The organism is bacterium (Candidatus Blackallbacteria) CG13_big_fil_rev_8_21_14_2_50_49_14, from assembly GCA_002783405.1.
Lineage (GTDB): Bacteria > Cyanobacteriota > Sericytochromatia > UBA7694 > UBA7694.
Genome location: PFGG01000075.1, coordinates 240,051 through 259,648 on the forward strand (window position 1 = coordinate 240,051; position 19,598 = coordinate 259,648).

The following is a 19,598-nucleotide window of genomic DNA, read 5'->3' on the forward strand; positions in this document are numbered from 1 at the left end:
TTATTTGGAAGATGGCGCTTGTATCTTATCTGAGCGAATGGTGATGACTTCGCCATTCTGCAAGAGAAGATCCCGCGCCATCTGATAAGGATTATTCTCGTCGACAAACCGGCTGAGGTGCATCATCAAGCGGTTAAAGGGTATATTCAAACTCTTGGTAACAGGCTCCCAATAAGCTTCCTGACGGAATACACCATAGTTGACCTGCAGAATTTTTTTGAGCGCGTCACGGCCAATATAATCGCCAAAGGTGGCATGTAAAACTTCACCATCCGAAATAAAGATTTGCCCGGCCTGCCCTGAAAAATAATCCGTTACCTCAAGCAAACGAGGATGGCGGAAGTAAGAAAAAATTTGCAAAACGCCAAACAAGGCCAAATCTAATAATTCACCACTGAAATGCTGAGCAAGATAAGTCTGTTCAATCAATTCAGCCAATTCCTGGTATTGTTCACGCAGAAAAAAGCGCACCACATTTGGATGTTTCAGGGTTTGAGACAGTGAAGCCTGAAGATGTGCACCAATCAAGATCACCCGTGTATCCAAATAATTTCCGTCAATAAAATCAAGCACTTTTTTCGCTTTGAGAGATTCCATATCCGAATCCAAAATCAGAAGTTCCGGGTTTTTCATAAGCTGTTCCTGAACAGACTCAAAAGTCGTTACCCAATTCGTTACCAAAACGGATTCCTGATGAAAACGAAACAGTTCCCCTAAGAAGACAGGCAAATACTTATCTTCAGACACAATCAGACAGGAAGTAGGGGGCAATTGGGCTTGGGCAGGACCACTTTTTTCATCCAGAATCAAAGCAGAATTGGCCATCAACTGATCCAGCGAAGACGTGATCACTTCATCATCGGTCTCCATAACCTGAAGCTCAGAAAAAAGCCCGCGTTTCATTTTCATGATTTCATAAAAGGCTTTTTCACCTGTCAACTCGCCATACATGGCATGCTGTACCTTGCCTTGGCCAAAATAAATCAAACCCTCTTGATGGGTTTGAGGAGAGGTCAGATAAAGATGGTAATCACGCCCTGAAAATGAAACCAGTTTCACCAATTCAAAGATACTGACCTGATTGAACTGATAAGTCAATCCGCGTTTAAACTTACACATGGATTGTAATTTGGTCCGAAACTGAAGCAAATTCAACTTCTTTTTTAATAAATAACTGGCTTTGCGGGTACGGATCAGCTCAATCAAATCCTCGTCTTCATCATCACAGATCATGACTGGATGAATATTGGGATGGTGCTGCCCCATCCAATCGAGCAGGTCAAGACCAGAGCTTGATTGGAGCTTCAACTCAATCACCACGGCATCAATTGGCATTTTTTCAAAAAAGAACAAGGCTTTTTCTGCCGATTCCGCAGTATAGACGGTATATTCCTCATAGGGCAGATACCGGGCCAACATTTCCCGAATACTATAGGACGGTGAGACGACCAGCAAAGAGATACTCATAATCGACTATCAATGCCTGTCCAGAACCAGCGCGATAAAAAATAAACCTTTGTCGGTATCAATCGGCACGCCAATATGTTCTTTGTTTTTTCCATGAAAGACCTGCTTATCTTTCCCTGAAATCATGATCGGAATACTTACATCAAAAATATCATGGTCATCGGTCGACATGCGGTTTTTCAAACCACCGGCAATCATATTGATAATCTCGCCCACCGACTCATAAACCTCGGCACACATCTCTGAATATTGATCTTCCATCAACCATCCGGCCATATCCAAGGCCATTTGAGTAGACAAATACAGAGAGATAGTTCCATTATACTCCCCTGTCAAGCCAATCGAGGCAATCATATCATCGCCAAACTCAAGTGTTTTTAGGTCAAAGGGAAGTGGTCTCTGCTGCATTTTTTCCGTCATGCTCAAAGGCAACATCATTTCAAAAATTTCAGCACAGGACTGAATAATCGCATCAGTAAACTGTTCTTGTTTGCTCATTTTACTTACTCCAGAACATTATTCAGAGCTTCGACCAATTGTGCAGCAGAAAAAGGCTTAACAATATATTCATTCACGCCAGCATCTTTCGCCAAATTCACTTTTTGAGCAGTTCCCTCAGTTGTAATCATAATGATCGGAACCAGTTGGTCACCTGTACGCCCCCAGGCCTGCTCACGAGAACGAATCTCACGCACAAAATCCAGTCCATTGATTCCTGGCATATTCCAGTCACTCATAACCACACCCATGGAGTCATCAAATAACTCCAAACCATTTTCACCACTGGTGGCTTCAATAATAGTCGCATCTTCATAGGGACTTCCTGTCAAATGGCGTTTGATCATTTTTCTGGCGACCACCGCATCATCTACAACTAAAATTTTTAAAGACATAGACACTCCTCATTCTTTACTCAATAATCATGATTTACTCTTTTAATTCACTCAAGTCGCAAGCCGATAACAATTCACATTCAGAGAGGTTTCTACCCGCTCAAAAGCAGAATCTATCAGCAATGTAGTTTCTGCACTACCTAGAATCAAATAACCATCAGGTTTTAATACTTTGCGAACATTTTCAAGAATTTTCTTTTTAACATCTAAATCGAAATAAATCAGTACATTTCTTAAAAAGATAATATCCATTTTTGGTAAAAATGGCCACGTCTGAATCAAATTCAATTCCTGAAACTTTACCATATTTTTGATTTCAGGTTTAAGCTGCCAGCGCGTATCTTTTTGCTCAAAATAGCGAATCAAAAGTTGAATTGGCAAACCACGGTTTACTTCAAATTGATTATAAACAGCTTCACGCGCATATTCTAAACATGTAAAAGAGATATCAGAGGCCAGAATCTGAAGATTCCACTGATTGACGAGTTGAGGAAAATGTTGATGAATCAACATGGCAATACTATAGGGCTCTTGCCCGGTTGAAGAAGCAGCCGACCAAATATTGAGTTCACGTGACGAAGCTCGGTTTTGAAGAAGTTCTGGCAATAAGTGTTTCTGTAATAATTCAAAGGGTTTGTGATCTCTAAAAAACAGGGTTTCGTTGGTCGTCATCGCATCCACGACCTTTTTTACAAGGTCGGGTTCTGACCGTTTTGAGAGGTGTCCAATCAAAGAGTGAATCGAAGAAAAACCTTCATTATCCGCCAAGATACCCAATCTTAAATCGACCAGATACTCTTTGCCATTTTCCAGCACAATAGCGCACTCGTTTTTAAGCAAATGTCGGATATAGTCAAACTCTGACGAGCTTAGGGTCATGAATGAGCCTCTACTCCCATAATCTGAAGCTTATCGGCCAGCATATCCTTGGTAAAGGGCTTCATCATGTATTCATCAGCCCCTGCTGTCAATGCCTCAATGATCTTTTCCATACCCGTTTCAGTCGTCATCATCAAAACTTTTGTCTCGCCAAACTCAGGCCGGGCACGCAGTTCACGAATAAATTCGACCCCTGTCATATAGGGCATATTCCAATCCACGACCACCAATTCCAGAGCATCCAGTTCTTCAATCAACTCAAGCGCTTCCACACCATGTTCCGCCGCATGAATTTCGCCAAAACCCAAATCCTGCAGAAAAGCTTTGGTCATCATGCGTGCTGTCACAGCATCATCAACGATCATTACCGCCATGAAGTTTTTCCTTTTTTAAAACTTAAATTTCTGGACCAATTCCTGCAAGGATACAGCCATGCGCCGCAAGGCCGAGGCTGCGCGCTGGGCTTCACCCGCTCCTGCAGACGTACTGCGTGCAGCCTCAGCCACACCAGCAATATTTCGGGCAATTTCATGGCTGCCTTTGGCTGCTTCAGTCACATTGCGGCTGATTTCGCTGGTCGTGGCCGCCTGTTCCTCAACCGCACTTGCAATTGTGTTTTGAATATCATTAACTGTATTGATAATGGTTTGAATATCGGCTATCGCTTTGACCGCCCCCACAGTATCTGTTTGAATGGCCTCAATCTTGCCGCTGATATCTTCAGTCGCAGTCGCTGTTTCTTTGGCCAATTCTTTGACCTCATTGGCTACTACCGCAAAGCCTTTACCTGCTTCACCTGCCCGCGCGGCTTCAATTGTGGCATTCAGCGCCAGCAATTTGGTTTGCTGCGCAATCGAGGTAATCACGCGAATCACTTTGCCAATTTCAGCACTGCTATCGCCCAAGCGGCTGATCAGCTGATTGGTTTCTGCAGCCATCTTCACGGCATTGGCCGCAACTTTTGCAGCTTCATGGGCATTCAGCGCAATTTCTTTAATGCTGAAGGTCATTTCTTCAGCACCCGTGGTCACCACTTCAATATTGCGATTGACCTGCTCTGCTGCAGCTGAAACCACATTGGATTGACTTGAGGTTTCCTCAGCATTGCTGCTCATGTGTTGACTGACCGAAGTAAGTTCCTCTGAGGCATCGGAGAGATGGCGCGCATTTTTGGCCACAGTACGTAAAACCGACTTTTGTTCACTGACGTCCATGGCGAATTGGATCACCTTTAAGGGTTTCCCCTGCGCGTCCAAAAGCGGATTATAAGAAGCCTGAAGCCAAACTTCTGTTCCATTTTTGTTTAAGTGCTTAAATTCCCCGGCCTGAAACTCACCGCGATTCAATGCGTGCCAGAAATGGGAGTATTCCTCGGCAGACTTCTCTTGTTCATTCAGAAACAAATTGTGATGCTGGCCTTGAACCTCACTCAATTCATAACCCATTAAATTTAAAAACATCGGGTTGGCTGCAATCAAAGTACCATCCATTTCAAATTCTGCAATTGCTTGTGATTTTCCGATTGCATCGAGAATCGATTGCAAATAGGCAACTTTATCCTGTAAGGCAATTACTTCTGTCATGCTTCTACTCAAACTCCCTCATTGTTCGCTCATAATCACAGTTCAAAATAATATTTCCGTTTTTCGCTCTTGAAAGGCTTGGCTGGTATTTACTTTCCAGCCAGCGAGAACGAATCCAATTCCACTGTTTTTTCTGTATTCAAAATCAATAGCAAATGATCTTCCAATTTATAGACGCCGCTCACCAAACTTTTCAAACCCGCCTGCAAATGATGAGGGGGGGCTTCAAACAAATCATCTTCAATTTCAAGCACATCACCAATTTCATCTACCAATAAACTGACGGGCGCATCGCTGGTATGTATAATCACGTTCATAAAGGATTGCCCTATTTCACGTTCTACTAAACCCAGGCGTCGACGCAAATCAATTGCGGTGACAATTTGACCCCGCAGATTGATCAACCCTCTTACCACATTATTTGCCAAAGGCACACGTGTCATTTCTTGAAAACGAATGACCTCCTGTACTTTCAATACATCTACACCAAAAAATAATCCATCCAGAAAAAATGTACAAAATTGCCGACTGTTCATCTTGTTTACCTCAGACTAACAAGTTGCGCTGAGGAAGTATGCTCCTCAAAGAATGCAGGCATTTGTTTCAAAATAATACTGCGGAAATCCAGGATTTCTGTAACAGAGTCCTGTAAGATAATCGAGCCCAGTACCCCTTCGCGTCGGATACTTTGTTGAATTTCTAAATCGTCATCTGTTTCGATAATATCTAAAATATGTTCAACCACCAAACCGGCCTGCCGACCATTGGAAGTGCAAACCACCACGTGCAAGGGTTCATCATCCACAAAAGTTTCTGGCAAATCAACGCGTTGACTGCGTGGCAAAACTTCAGAAAGGTAAATCAGGGGCAGGATTTGTTTGCGGTATTGAATGACTTTCAAATCCCCTGAATACTCCACCTTTTTCCGATCAAATTCTTCAAGTCGGGCCACATGAGAAAGCGGCAGAACCATCTTCCGTCGATCCACGGCTTGAAACAGAAGCAGGCTCTGACGTTTACCAGTTCCTTTGTTCTGCTCATCTAAAGCTTCCTTCATGCGGCGTTGCTGGGCCTCAGAGATCACCTTAACACGCTGAGCAAAACCCATTACATCAATAATCAGAGCGACTTTTCCATCTCCCAGAATCGTTGCCCCCGCATAAACGCTGATCGATTTCAGTTGCTTACCCAATGCCTTGACCACAATCTCTTCAGTATCGTTGATTTCATCGACAATCAAACCAAAATGCTGCTCGTCGGCCTGCAAAACCACAATATTGAGATGAAAATTTTCATCAGCATGGGCCAAGCGCTCCAGTAATTCATTAAAGGAACCGCCCAAACCCAATTCCTGATTGAGATAAACAAGCGGTAAAAGCTGTCCCCGCAAACGGTAAACGGGAGAATTATAAATCATTTCAACGCCTTTGGTAGCTTCTTCGCCCTCCAAACTGACCAATTCAATCAAATTCATCTGGGGAATGGCAAAACGCTCACCTTGGCAGCTCACCATCAAGGCTGGAATAATCGCCAGAGTCAGCGGAATCTTAATTTTGAAGGTACTGCCTTTGCCTACCTCACTGAACAGATCCACCATACCGCCAACTTCTTCGATATTGTTTTTAACCACATCCATGCCCACGCCTCGGCCAGAAACATGGGTCACTTTTTCAGCGGTCGAAAAACCGGGTAAAAAAATCAGATTAAGCAAAGCACGTTCACTGATTTGGGCTGCCTCACTGGCTGTAATCAAGCCTTTTTCCAAGGCGCGTTCCCGGATTTTTTCCGGGTCTAGCCCTCGCCCATCGTCGCTGATGCTGATAATCACTTGCCCACCTTCGTGATAGGCTTTTAAAAGCAGTTTACCTGTTGCAGGCTTTCCTGCGGCCAAGCGTTGTTCTGGGGTTTCAAGGCCATGATCAATGGCGTTTCTGACAATATGGGTCAGGGGATCTTTAATCGCTTCGATCAAGGTACGATCCAGTTCTGTTTCTTTGCCTTCCATTTCAAGCATGACCTGCTTACCACAATCCAAGGCCAGATCGCGCACCAGACGCGGATATTTATTCCATATGGTGCCAATCATCTGCATTCGGGTTTTCATGACCCCCTCCTGCAATTCAGTGGTAATCAGATTTAAACGCTGAGAGGTCGCATTAAAAGCATTGTCTTCTTTGTGAGAACTGAACTGAAGCATTTGATTGCGGGCCAAAACCAATTCGCCCACCAAGTTCATCAATTTATCGAGCAGGCGCACATCAACACGGATACTTTCCATCGCCAGATTCTGGGTTTTGGCTTCAGCCAAAGGCATTTCCTTGGGTTCGGCTTTCGGGGGTGTAGAAGTTTTTTTTACTGGCTCAGAAACCTGTTCCAGAGTGTCTTTAGAGGCCTTTAAGGTTTCAATTTTGGGGGTCGGAGACTCTAAAACCTCAGTCAGCAGCTTGAGCGTTAAGGCCTCGGTTTCTGAATCTGTTTGTTGCGGAGGCTCAATTGCATCTATCTCTTCAGTTTCAGCAGATGATTCTGTAGTGATCTGAACAATGGCTTCTTTTGTCGCTGATTTTTTCTTGGCCTTGGCAGCCATTTTTTTAGGTTCCGGCACAGGAACAGGTTCATCTCCAGGAGGCATTGCAGGAGTCTGTAAACGTTTTAATTTCTGAATCAGAAGAGAATAATCCTTGTCCCCTTCCTGCTCTGTTTCACCAATCACGTTCAAGATCTCTCGAATGGCATCAAACATTTCCAAGAGAGTACTGACAATTTCAGTGGTCAGGGGAATTTTTTCTTCACGCAAGGCAACCAGCAAATCTTCACCGTCATGTACAACCGATTCCAATTTGGCCAAACCCAACCAACCACAACTGCCCTTAATCGTATGAACCGTACGAAATATTTTGGCTAAACTCTGTTGAACCAAAGAACTCCGAGGATCTTTTTCAAGCAAAACAAGCTCATTGTCTAATTTCTCAAGATTTTCATGACATTCACCCAAAAAAGCGGCAAGAACCTCATCCATAAGTTCGACTCTCCCTCTCAAAAACCAAAATTCATAAAATATGAGGAACAAAACAGCCTAAAAAAGTTTTAAGTTAACATTTGTGACAATTGTTATTAAAATGACATATATTTGTCAAGCCGCTAAAAAAGAACTTAGGTCTTACTTTTACGTCATTATACAGCAGCAGGAAAGGAATCTGCAAAAGGCATAATCAGTCAATTTCAAAGGTTTTACTTCCTATTCAGCAAGGATTTCTGACGAGAAGCATCAGAAACCATTTATTCAAAAGATCTGCTCAATCAAGCATTCAACACAGAGGCTTTAATTTTGTCACAGGAATATCAACTCTAGAAGAACAAACGCGCTAAAAGCGTTGAGACAATCCTAAAAAAGGATTAAACCGAGGCGCGTTAGACGTCAAGCCCAGATAAAAGCCCATATCCCACTGGGTGTTTGGAAAAGGGGAATAGGTAACCCCCGCATCAAACGTTGCGATCGGCTCTGTGGGCATTAAGCTGCTGACCCCTGCAAAGAGTTCAACAAAAGCCGCAAGTTCATCGGTAAAGTCATGGCCAATGGTCATCGCAAAACTAAATTCGGGGTGATAACCAGGTGCATTCTGTTCCTGATCTCCATGGCGGGCATCCAGTTCGGGGTGAGGGCTCAAGGCTTCCTGATTACTGGCAAGATCCATTTGCAATTGCGCCCCCATACCCCACCCCGCTCCCCAATCCCAGGCAAAAGGAAAAACGACTCCCCCTTCGACCAGATTATGAATGGTGGTATAGGTACTGGTGGGTAATTTCACAAAAGGCATGACCGAGAGCGCTGTATCTCCGCCATCATTGCCCCAAAGATTGTATTTCAGGCGCACCAGCATATCGCCAAAGCTCCAGATATCGGCCGTTGTCGGCTTGGCATCCACCGTACGGGTCAAGCGATTCCAATTCAAAGGCAAAATAATCAGATGTAAATCCAAATTATTCAAAAGACCCAACTTGAGATTGGTCGGGGCAATTAAAAGCTCAGAACTGCTGTCTTCACCCTCTTGGCTGAGAATCAGGGTCAGCAAATCCCCCTCAAACTGGAAATGCCCAGCATCTACGGTATAAGCGCTTTCTGTTTTATCGGGGCGATCAGTGCTTAAAGGTCTCATCGCAGCAGCCGGAACAGGATGAAAGAGATGATAGGCACTCTTATCCAGAACAGGCTCTGTTTCTAAATCCAAACGGGAAGAGGGTTCCTCTGGTACCTGCATTTCCTGAGCAGAAGCCAGCGCATGAAAACCAAGTGTAAAAGCCAGAAACAATTGAAATACACGTTTTTTCATGGCGCTTAAACCTCCAGTTTGAGTTGGGTAAACTGGGCCAATAGTGCCTGTAAACTCTCAGAGACATTGGATATCTGGCCATTGACCCGACGAATTTCCTGCGTACTTTCAGAGGTCTCCTGCGCATTATCTGCAAGCGTTGAAATGTTTTTGGTAATCTCGTGTACCGACTGTGAAGCCTGCGCCATGGATCGGTTGATATCCTTGGTTGCAGCAGAATGCTCTTCTGTCGCTGCGGCTATATGCCCCGACATTTCCATAACCTGCTCAAAGGTCTGGCTGACACGCTTGATCTGTTCAATCATTTCGTCTACTTCTTTTTGAATGCCATCTGACTTTTGCGTAATAAATTGACTGGCTTTGGCCGATTCACGCGCCAATTCCTTGACCTCATTGGCGACAACCGCAAAACCTTTGCCTTTTTCACCCGCTCGGGCCGCTTCAATGGTGGCATTCAATGCCAATAAGTTGGTCTGGGTCGCAATATTATTAATCAGATTCAACATCTGACCAATTTCAGCACTGCTGGCCCCTAACTGCTCACCCATCTGCTGGGTGCGCTTTAAAACCTTGTGGGCGGCCTGAACTTCAGTGGCAGAGGTTGTAGCATTGCGGGCGATTTCCTGAACACCAATGCTCATTTCCTCTGAATTTGCTGCCACAATATGAATATGCTCACCAATCTGGTTTGAAGAACTGGCCACGACCTGAGATTTATCAGCCGTAGAAGCCGCATTCTGATTGACCCTGTTACAAACCGTATCCAACATCTGGGTAGATTGCGCCAGAATTTCAAGGTTTTCTTGCAGATTGGCAAAGAGGATCTGTTGTTGTTTTTGCAGATAAGCCTGTTGGGCCTGCTGTTGCTGCGAGGTTTCATTTTCCAAACGTTGCTGCAAAAGTTGAGCCTGTTGCTCTTGTTCCTGTTTGCGCAAATTTGCTTCATACTCCAATTTTTGACGGTAAAGCTCTGCCTCCCGCTCTTTTTCCTGCTGATGGGCCAGGAGTTTTTGTGCTTCTTCCTGCGCCCGCTGTGCTTGCATTTGTTTTTGAAAGCGGTAAACCATCCAGGCCACAATCGAAAACACCACAATAATCAAAAGATTCGCAACAATCAAAATTAGATCAATTTGTTTTTCTTTGGCTGAAATCTGACTTTGTAAATCTTTGTTAAGCCGATCGGCTTCGGCAATGAAATCGTTGAAAACACCATCAAACAAGGTATCCAGATCCCCACCGGCCTGCCCCTTGCCTTTGCTTTCAACACGTTGCTGAATAATCTGTTTCCATTTTGCAAGCTGCGCCGACATTTTTTTGAGACCTTCACGCAAGGCGGGCTCTTCTACGCTATGCAGATAACCCACAGGTGAAGCCCCCCCCTTCTGCCCTGCCATCACCAACAATTGATTTACGCTGTCGATATGGCTGGTAATTTCTTTTTGCAAATCAATGGTGGTGTCTCCCGCCATATACTCCTCAAACCACAAATGTGCCTGGGTAATATGCAATTGAGAATGTTCCATTAAACGTGCTATCGGCATTTTGTACCTGAAGATATCCGCGTTTGATCGATTAATAATAAACAGCATCAAGAGCGAAAAAAGCCCCATGGCAACGATCAGCGCAGGAATTTTCCAACCTGACTGAGAACTTGTCTGAATATTTAAAACCGAATCATTTTCATTTTGTGTGGCCACATGCACTCCCTCATTTCATGCCCTTATACTTCAAGTCTTGCCCTGAAAATACGAATAGCAGGTTTTCTCTACACAGAGGCAGAGAAAACCTGCTCCGTTGATTACACTTCGCAATCAATGAAAACTTTATTAAAGTTAATAATTGAAACTAATAAATTGAAAAAAAATGTAACAAATTCACAAATCTTCTAGTAGAGAATCATAAGGCTTGATTTCTGTTTTTTTCAAGCCCCCCAAAGGTTAAATTAAAGAGTAATTATTATCTTTTTTTATCACAAAAATGACATATTAATTTTGTAATGTATTAATTCAAGGTCTAACCATCCCCTACAAAACAAAAATTCTTTAATATTAATACCTTTTGATTTATTTTTTATACACACAGAAGAAAGGTATTTACCCTTTAAAATAGGCATAGAGGTATATGTATATAAGTTCTTTCGCTATTCAAAAAACGACAAAGAGGGGTTGATAAATCAACCCCTCTTACAAATGAGAATAAACTTAAAAGCTGTATTTCGGCAATTGAATAGCTGCTTGAACCCAAGCACCTACTATACCCGCATTCGGTGCTTCTGCCATCAAACCTCGGGCTGCGGCGGCTCCCGCCAAACGTTGAGACAGCACAGCCTGGTCAGCGGGATTGACATACAAGGTCAAGTCTTGAACATTCCAAAGACCCACATCCTGTAAAAGACGGGTTTGATTGGGAGTCGCGCCTACCCGCAGCAAATCGGCAGAACTGATCCAGCCAAAAACATTCTGTTTGACCTGGGCCTGCTGAGCAGAAGAAGTAAACAGGGGCACACTGCCAGAAAGCATATTGACAAAGAAACGGCCGACAACACCTAAACCTGCGCCCACTTTCAGCAAACGATCGGGGGTATTGATTAAAAACAAGCTCATACGGCTGGCCGCTGAGGGATCTGAAACTATCGCAGAAATCCCACCTTGAGCAGCCATGCTTTGCGTAGCGTAATAATTGCCAGAATAGGCATCTGTTTGATAAGGATTGGCGGTATAGGTATTTGTGGAAGCCACTGCCGTGGCGCCCTGAACAGGAACATAACCATAAGGAGAAGAGGTTCCGCCAACTGCCTGTACCATTGTTCCTGTTTCCTTTGAAATTATTACTCTACTGCTTTGATTATAGAGCCTTGAGGTTAAATCCCTGCGCTCTAGAAGTTATCAAGAATTTAAGTTTAGTTAAAAAAAGATTAAAGGAGCCTTTTTTCAAGACTCCTTTAATCAATCGGATCCAGCTGGATCCAGCCATTTTTAAGCGAAACGACCTAAATCACTTCCAAGGCAGTGGTTTGTTCTTCCTGGCCAGGAACCCCAAACATTTGAACGATCTGAGGATCATAGCGAATGCCAGCATAACGGTTGAGTTCATCCACGATCTGCTCAGGACTCAAAGCCGCACGGTAAGGACGATCCTGGCTCATGGCGCAATAGGCATCCACCACGGCCAAAATACGGGCCGGAATCGGGATTTGCTCGCCGACCAAACCATCAGGATAACCTGTGCCATCCCAACGTTCATGCGACCAGCGCACCCATTTGGCTGCATTTTCAAATTCTGGCCCCAGATTCTCGAGAATAAAACGATAGCCATGCAAAGGATGTTCTTCCAAAACACGCCACTCATCGGGACGCAGGCCACGTTCTTCCTGTACAAAATCATAATTGTCCATTTCGCCAATATCGTGAAGAAGTGCCGCGACTTTCAAAGAATCGAGATCTTCGCTGCTCATTTCAAAATGAGCGGCCACCTGCAGGCAGAGATCCGCCATATATTCAGAAGTATAGGGCTCCTGCACCATTTCAAAAGCATCAGATTCTGCGCTCAAAGCCAAGATATCGTCAAAATTGAATTGTCCGGGTTTTTTCTTAAGAAAACTGCTGCCCCCAAACCCTTGATTGCCTCCCATACGGGGTACGACCAACAGGGCCAGCGCATAAACAATACAGACCGCATAAAGAGCCAAAGAAGCATAAAGGGTCATGCTTTTCAGCCCCAGGCTCACGCCCAATAAACTTTGCAAACTTTCCATTTCTAAGGGGTACCTCGCATAAATTCGAGAAATGCAGCTTCATCAAGAACATTTAAACCCAATTTAAGGGCCTTGTCTAATTTGCTACCAGCTTTGTCTCCTACAATAACATAATCTATTTTACTACTTATAGTGCCTTTGACACTCCCCCCCTGTTTTTCGATCCATTCTGCAGCTTCAGATCGTCCCATGGAGGAAAGGGTACCTGTCAAAACAAAGCTCTTGCCAGAAAGGGGCAAGCCCTCTCTTGGCCTGGATTCAGGCAAGCTAAAGCAAAAGCCCAAACCGTCTAATTTTTGCAATAAAAGTACGGTGCTTGGGCTCTGAAAAAATTGCACCACACTTTCGGCAATTTGAGGGCCAATTCCATGAATCGCTTGAATCGCTTCCTGATCTGCCAATTGCAGTGCTTCCAGGCTGCCGAAATGCTCAACCAATAACTGCGAGGCCTCTTTGCCCACATGGCGAATCCCCAAAGCAAACAAAAAACGCTCAAGCGGCACATTCAAGCGGCGCTCCTGCAATTGCTGAAGCAGATTTTCGGTAGACTTTGGCCCCATACGCTCTAAATTGACGATCTGCTCATAGCTCAAGGCAAAGAGATCGGCAAAATCTTTAACCAGCCCCTGTTCCACCAATTGTTCCGCCAAAGCTTCTCCCAGGCCTTCAATATCCATCGCATTGCGTGAAACAAAATGCTGAAGCGCACCTTTTAAACGCCCTGGGCAGGTTTCGTTGAGACAGCGAATGATCGGGCCATTGGCATCGGGATACAGCAATTGCGAACATTTCGGGCAAACCGCAGGGTATTCGAACAGACGCTCCTGTCCGGTACGCTTTTCAGAAAGCGAACGTACCACCTCGGGAATAATTTCACCCGCTTTTTGAATCACCACCACATCGCCGATCATGATGTCCTTGCGACGGATTTCTTCCTGATTATGCAAAGTGGCGCGCGAAACCAGTGAACCCGCCAGAAAAACAGGTTCAAGTTCAGCCACTGGCGTGACAGCTCCTGTGCGCCCCACTTGTAGGGTTATATTTTGAATGCGGCTCAAAGCCTGTTCCGCAGGAAATTTATAGGCAATCGCCCAACGGGGAAATTTAGAGGTAAACCCCAACTCTTTCTGCAAAGCCAAATCATTGACCTTAATCACCACACCATCAATTGCAAAGGGCAATTCCGGCCCTTCTTGCCCCCACTTCTGGCAAATATCCCAGACAGCCTCCATCGATTGACAGATTTGCACATAGGGGCTGGTAGGAAAACCCAGTTCACGAAAATAAGCCAGCATCGCCGAGTGGGTAGGCAAGCTTACCTCTTCAGAAACACTGCCGGCATAAATAAACAAATCCAGTTTACGGGCCGCTGTAATGGCTGGATCCTGTTGGCGCAAAGAGCCTGCTGCCGCATTGCGGGGATTGGCAAAAAGTTTCTGGCCTTTGGCCATCTGTTCATGATTTAACTGCGCAAAGGCTGCTTTGGAAAGATAAACCTCACCACAGGGGTTGAGCCACTGAGGAACAGCGCCCTGAGCATTGGGAATCAAGCGCAGGGGCAGAGAACGAATCGTGCGCAAATTGGCACTGACATCTTCACCCACACTGCCATCTCCTCGGGTGGCCCCCAACTGAAAAAGCCCTGCTGCATAGGTCAACGAGATCGCGAGGCCATCGATCTTGAGTTCGACCGCATATTCCACCTGCTCACGCCCTGAGAGCTTCAAGACACGGGCATGAAACTCATCCAGTTCTTCGCGGTTAAAGGCATTGTCCAAACTGAAGAGGGGCACAGCATGTGTTACAGGTGCAAATTTCCCAGAAATCTTGGCTCCTACCCGCTGGGTCGGAGAATCAGGGGTGATCAGTTCAGGATGTGCCTGCTCGATCTCTACCAGCCGACGGTAGAGTCGGTCATAGGCTGTATCTGCAATTTCAGGCTGATCCAAAACATAATAGCGGTAATTATGATACTGCAACTCAGCACGCAATTGCTCAATCTGAGTACTTGCAGTAATCAGTGACTCTCCGCTCATGGGCTCAGGCTTCATCCTCAAAGACTGAAACCCGATTGCGCCCCCCCGTTTTTGAACGGTAAAGCGCAACGTCTGAGGCTTCCATCAATTGCTTGGGATTGTTGCCGTGTTCTGGATAGGTGGCAATCCCAATACTGACTGTAATATTGCGTCCAGTGACCAGATGACTGACATCAGTGGCCTCAACCGCCTGGCGTATGCGCTCAGCCACCATCATGGCTCTTTCTGTATCCGCTTCCGGCATGAGAATGGTAAATTCTTCACCCCCATAGCGCGCAGGGATATCTACTTCAGTGCGAATATTGCGCTGAATCGTCGCAGCCACCAGTTTAATCACCTGATCGCCAATGGGGTGCCCAAAGGTATCGTTGACATGTTTAAACTTATCAATATCCATGATCAAAAGCGAAAAGACCTTGTTGAGCTGGTTGGCTTTTTCGATCTGTTCCAACATACGCTGATCAAAGAAACGACGGACATAGAGATGGGTCATGCTGTCTTTGGTGGCCAGCTCATAGTTGCGCACGTTTTCAATCAAGATCGAGGCGTAATTGGCAAACGAAACCAGAATGGCCTCATCGCGCTCATTGAAAGTCAGTACGCCCCCACCCCGTTTTTCTTTGTCAAAAACGGCCATGACATAAGAAACCAGGGCATTTTCGCCTTCGCGACTTTTATTGTGAATCGGAACAAACAGCGCATAGCGCGCTTCAACCTGCCAGATTCGCCCCCCTTCTACCATGCAGATATGCGGCTCACCCGATTCAATCGTACGGGTCAAAGCTTCAACGGAACGATAGGGTAAGAGATCGCGCTGCGAAAAAGGTTCGGTGTTTTTACAGCAGATCATGGTCAGCGCATCGCGCCCATAATCCACCTTAAAGATCACGCCCTTCGTGGCCGAGGTTGAAGAAAGCATCTCATCGAGAATCGATTGAAACAGTTTGTTTTCATCCAGGATTGAAATAAAGCGCATGCTGATTTCGCTCATTTTTTGAACACCCAAATTGGCCTCTACCAATTCAGCCTTTTGCTTGCGCAATTTATCGGAGGTCTGTTTCAGATCTTCCATCAAGGAAAATTTATAAATATCCATGCTGACCTGGCGGGCAATCATGGCCAAGAGGATTTGATCCGTACCTGAATAGGTCGATTTATCGAGCTTATCCCCCAGCAAAAGACACCCTACCAGGTTCTCTTTCACCACCAAAGGCACAATCATCTGAACCTGAAAACGGGTTAAAAGCTCTTGATGGGCTTTATAAAAGGCCGGCAATTCAGTTTCGACTTCTGCCATCGCCAAAGGTTGCCGCAGCTCCACCCAACGCGCCAATTCTTTAGGGTCGAGACGCAGATAAAAATTGGCGTCCATACCCTTGGCAACAATCGACTGCATCGCATATTTGTATTTGGCATAGGATAAGACCGCTGCTTTGGTACACAGCACCGTCCCCATCAACATGCGCAATAGATTGCCCATCGAAACGCGAATATCCGGCGCTTCACTGGAAGTCACTTCTTCGCCAATATCGTAAAGAGAGGAAAGCGTATAAAGCAAACGCTCTACTTCAACCCGATCAAATTCCTGAAGAAAATTATCGAGGGTCAATTTACCAAAATCAAGGGGGTTTTGTTGTTTATTTTCAGTAGGCATAATCAGATGGTCTCAGAATCGGGTCCCAACAAATCTTTGACAAGATCAGCCAATTCATCGGGGTAATAGGTAACAGAGGTGCCATCACGTGCGATCTTGGCAATACCATTGCCAATCACCCAGCCCTGTTCACCTTGTCCAAAAAAACGGGAACTGTCTCCTCCCATAATGGCCTTGGCATCTTTCACCAATTTACCCAATTTTTGAGGATGGGGATAACGCACAATCCGTGCACCATCTTCGAGTTTGGCTACGCTGGATGCACCCGGAGACAAAAATGGATCTTCAAGTTTGCGCGGAGCAACCACAGGAGGAGGCTCTTTGCGGACAGGGCCAGCCTGCCCACTGACCTGCACGCTGTCCGTGCTTTCCAAAGACGAACGGGAAGGAGATGTGCCAGGCGGAGGCACAGGTTTACCTAAGTTCGGCAAACGGCCAGTCTGCCCCGTGCGCTGAGGAGGACGTCCAGGCTGGGGAGGGGGGCCTTGCCGGGGAAAAGGCGGTTTATTCGGTGGATTCTGATTATTATCCATAAATTCCGCTTAAAGAGCTGCCATGGCTTCGTCTTCTGTATCATAAATCTCGGCGTATTGCGTAAGTCCCATAATATTGAAGGTTTTGGCTATCGTTTTGGTAAGAAAGCAAAAACAAATCCGACCATCCACATCCACGATTTTTTCAATCACTTCAATCAGGATTGAAATCCCAATACTATTGACCACGTTTGACTTTTCAAAATTCAAGATCAGTCTTTTAATCCCTTTTTCAATCAGGGCGTCTGCTGCTTCACCAATTTTTTCTCCTCCAAGATTATTTACATAACCTTCTGTACGGAGAATCGCGTATGTATCACGCTCTTCGACAATTAATTGAAATGTGTCTGACAAGTTGGCCTCCGAAAGTTCTACCTAGTTCCTGTTTTTGGACATCACCAAGGTGGTGCCATGCTCGTTGGATTCGATATAGACAGTATCCATCAGTTTTTCAATCAGCATGAGTCCCCAGCCCCGTTTATAGGAGGCGTGCAATTTACTTGCTATTTCTGGTTTTTCAATTTGCTGAATATCAAAACCCTTGCCGTGATCCTGAATAATAACAGTCAGATTGTCTTCGCCGATCAAAAACTTGATCCGAACTTTACCATCCCGACTCTGACTGTGCTCAAAAGCGTTAATAATGGCTTCAATCAGCGCCATTTTCACTTCATCGATCCGATCTGGATCAAACTTCATATACTCAGCAACAGAGGTTGCAGTATGGGTTGCAGTAATTTCCATATCAGGCATGACAGGAATCGTCAGCTCAATTTCTTTAATTGCAGCTGGACTCTTGTCACCTTCACGCATCGTGTGATCGGACATGCCATTATTTGCTTGCTTATGCATAGAAACATTATACACTGGACTTGTATAAGCTCCGAAACTCATAGCTCAGCTTTTAGCAAAAAGCTGAGCACTCTCAGGTATAATAAGGTCTTCCTCCTTCAAGCATTCAAACGGTCACAAAGAGGTCTTCGGAAATGTCAGACTCAGAACTGTATCAAAATTTAGTGAAATCGTTCTCCCGTTTTGTTCCTCAAGATTTTCTAGAATTATTGAATATCTCTGATTTTAGCAATATTGAACTGGGCAATCAGACAGAAAAAAAACTCACCATCATGTTTTCAGATATTCGTGGTTTTACCACCCTTTCTGAAGAACTGGGGCCCAAGGAAACATTTGATTTTCTCAACCGTTATCTTGACGGTATGGTCACAGTCATTCGCTCAAATGACGGATTTGTTGATAAATATATCGGAGATGCCATTCTCGCGCTTTTCCCAGGAGACACCAACGACGCCTTACGGGCCTCTTTGGCAATGCTAGAAGAACTCAAAAAAATCAATCAGAAAAAACTGACCAAGAAACAGAAAACCATTGAAATTGGGATCGGTCTGAATACGGGCATCGTTATCTTAGGTACCTTGGGCAACCAACAACGCATGGAAACCACTGTTATCGGTGATGCTGTAAATTTGGCATCTCGTCTCGAAACGCTTTGTAAAACATATAAAGTCCCCCTATTGATCAGTGAACACACACTCCACGATTTAGATGCATCATTTCGCTCCGGTATTCGCTTTATTGATCGCACAAGGGTGAAAGGAAAATTTCGCCCCGAATCTGTCTACGAAGTTTTTTTACATCAAGCTCCCGAAATCATACAAGCAAAACAAAACAGTCTTGAATCTCTAGAAAAAGGAGTAGCATACTACCATTTAAAGGCAATCAAAGAAGCAATCCCTTTCTTCAAGATTTGTCTGTCTATTTATCCAGATGATGAAATTGCACTTTATTACCTGAATCGCTGTCAATCCTGGTTAGAATCTGGTCATTTTGAGGGCACCGGAGAATTAGAATTCAACTTTCAGTGGAAAAAAGAATACAATCTGGGAATTCCCATGATTGACCAACAACATCAACAGTTACTGAATCAAATCTCAAAACTTTTATATACGGTTCATCACGAAGGCAAAACGAATTGGGAAGAAATCCTTCATTTTTTAGAGGAGTATGTACATTTGCATTTCCAAACGGAAGAGGCATTAATGGAAAAATACAACTATCCCTTTTTAAATGAACATCGCTATGAACACCACTGTTTTACAGAAAACTATCTCAATCTTCGCAGAGAGCTTTATTCTGAACGCCATGATCGACTCTATCTTCTGTTTAAAATCGATCTCTTTTTAGTAGATTGGCTCATCAACCATACAACCAAGAACGATCGACATTGGGCCCAATTTATCCTTCAAAAAGGATATGCACCTACACACATACCAGATCAAGCATAATTCATAGCAAATCAAACATAATTTTTTATCCTACTTAAGCGCCAGAAAAAGATATTCAAAACTTTATTGAAGCACGAAAAAAAGCCTCCTCAATAAAGAGGAGGCCTTTTTTCAAGGTATTCCCTGGCGACGGGCTATCTTCCCGGGCAGTCTCCCGCCGAGTATTTT

18 protein-coding genes are annotated in these 19,598 nt (G+C 44.6%); 1 reads left to right on the forward strand and 17 read right to left on the reverse strand.

The window, feature by feature from the left end; genetic code table 11:
• From COW20_22430 to COW20_22510, 17 genes are all read right to left on the reverse strand, one after another.
• Complete coding sequence (locus COW20_22430) at positions 1-1,467, reverse strand: hypothetical protein (protein ID PIW45114.1); 1,467 nt, start codon at positions 1,465-1,467, stop codon at positions 1-3.
• A gap of 9 nt (positions 1,468-1,476) precedes the next feature.
• A complete protein-coding gene (locus COW20_22435; GenBank protein ID PIW45115.1) occupies positions 1,477-1,965 on the reverse strand; it encodes a hypothetical protein in 489 nt (162 codons plus the stop codon).
• A gap of 5 nt (positions 1,966-1,970) precedes the next feature.
• Positions 1,971-2,360 (reverse strand): two-component system response regulator, encoded by a 390-nt coding sequence (locus tag COW20_22440; protein ID PIW45116.1) that lies wholly within the window; start codon positions 2,358-2,360, stop codon positions 1,971-1,973.
• 51 nt (positions 2,361-2,411) lie between these two features.
• Positions 2,412-3,239 carry a chemotaxis protein CheR gene (locus tag COW20_22445; protein PIW45117.1) on the reverse strand — a complete coding sequence of 276 codons (828 nt, stop codon included), beginning with the start codon at positions 3,237-3,239 and terminating at the stop codon, positions 2,412-2,414.
• Positions 3,236-3,613, reverse strand: a complete 378-nt coding sequence (locus COW20_22450; protein PIW45118.1) for a response regulator — start codon at positions 3,611-3,613, stop codon at positions 3,236-3,238. Before COW20_22450 ends, COW20_22445 begins: the two co-directional genes overlap by 4 nt.
• Before the next feature lie 15 nt (positions 3,614-3,628).
• Complete coding sequence (locus tag COW20_22455; protein ID PIW45119.1) at positions 3,629-4,822, reverse strand: chemotaxis protein; 1,194 nt, start codon at positions 4,820-4,822, stop codon at positions 3,629-3,631.
• 89 nt (positions 4,823-4,911) lie between these two features.
• On the reverse strand, positions 4,912-5,358 hold the full coding sequence (locus tag COW20_22460; GenBank protein PIW45120.1) for a chemotaxis protein CheW: 447 nt from the start codon (positions 5,356-5,358) through the stop codon (positions 4,912-4,914).
• Between the two features lie 5 nt (positions 5,359-5,363).
• On the reverse strand, positions 5,364-7,841 hold the full coding sequence (locus COW20_22465; protein ID PIW45121.1) for a histidine kinase: 2,478 nt from the start codon (positions 7,839-7,841) through the stop codon (positions 5,364-5,366).
• Positions 7,842-8,187: 346 nt separating this feature from the next.
• On the reverse strand, positions 8,188-9,153 hold the full coding sequence (locus COW20_22470; GenBank protein PIW45122.1) for a hypothetical protein: 966 nt from the start codon (positions 9,151-9,153) through the stop codon (positions 8,188-8,190).
• 5 nt (positions 9,154-9,158) lie between these two features.
• Positions 9,159-10,856, reverse strand: a complete 1,698-nt coding sequence (locus COW20_22475; GenBank protein ID PIW45123.1) for a hypothetical protein — start codon at positions 10,854-10,856, stop codon at positions 9,159-9,161.
• 498 nt (positions 10,857-11,354) lie between these two features.
• Entirely contained in the window at positions 11,355-11,957 is a 603-nt protein-coding gene (locus tag COW20_22480; GenBank protein PIW45124.1) for a hypothetical protein, read from the reverse strand.
• 185 nt (positions 11,958-12,142) lie between these two features.
• A complete protein-coding gene (locus COW20_22485) occupies positions 12,143-12,907 on the reverse strand; it encodes a hypothetical protein (protein PIW45125.1) in 765 nt (254 codons plus the stop codon).
• Positions 12,908-12,909: 2 nt separating this feature from the next.
• Positions 12,910-14,943, reverse strand: coding sequence for a DNA ligase (NAD(+)) LigA (locus COW20_22490; protein PIW45126.1), 2,034 nt, complete (start codon positions 14,941-14,943; stop codon positions 12,910-12,912).
• Positions 14,944-14,947: 4 nt separating this feature from the next.
• The gene (locus tag COW20_22495) at positions 14,948-16,597 is read right to left on the reverse strand and encodes a hypothetical protein (protein ID PIW45127.1); all 1,650 of its coding nucleotides are present in this window, start codon (positions 16,595-16,597) and stop codon (positions 14,948-14,950) included.
• Between the two features lie 2 nt (positions 16,598-16,599).
• Complete coding sequence (locus COW20_22500; GenBank protein PIW45128.1) at positions 16,600-17,130, reverse strand: hypothetical protein; 531 nt, start codon at positions 17,128-17,130, stop codon at positions 16,600-16,602.
• Between the two features lie 9 nt (positions 17,131-17,139).
• The gene (locus COW20_22505; GenBank protein ID PIW45129.1) at positions 17,140-17,484 is read right to left on the reverse strand and encodes an anti-anti-sigma factor; all 345 of its coding nucleotides are present in this window, start codon (positions 17,482-17,484) and stop codon (positions 17,140-17,142) included.
• A 21-nt stretch (positions 17,485-17,505) separates the two neighbouring features.
• Positions 17,506-17,943 carry an ATP-binding protein gene (locus COW20_22510; protein PIW45137.1) on the reverse strand — a complete coding sequence of 146 codons (438 nt, stop codon included), beginning with the start codon at positions 17,941-17,943 and terminating at the stop codon, positions 17,506-17,508.
• A gap of 173 nt (positions 17,944-18,116) precedes the next feature.
• On the opposite strand from COW20_22510, the gene COW20_22515 reads away from it, so the two are divergent.
• Positions 18,117-19,430: a guanylate cyclase gene (locus tag COW20_22515; GenBank protein PIW45130.1), complete on the forward strand. Its 1,314-nt coding sequence runs from the start codon at positions 18,117-18,119 to the stop codon at positions 19,428-19,430.
• Positions 19,431-19,598: the final 168 nt, after the last annotated feature.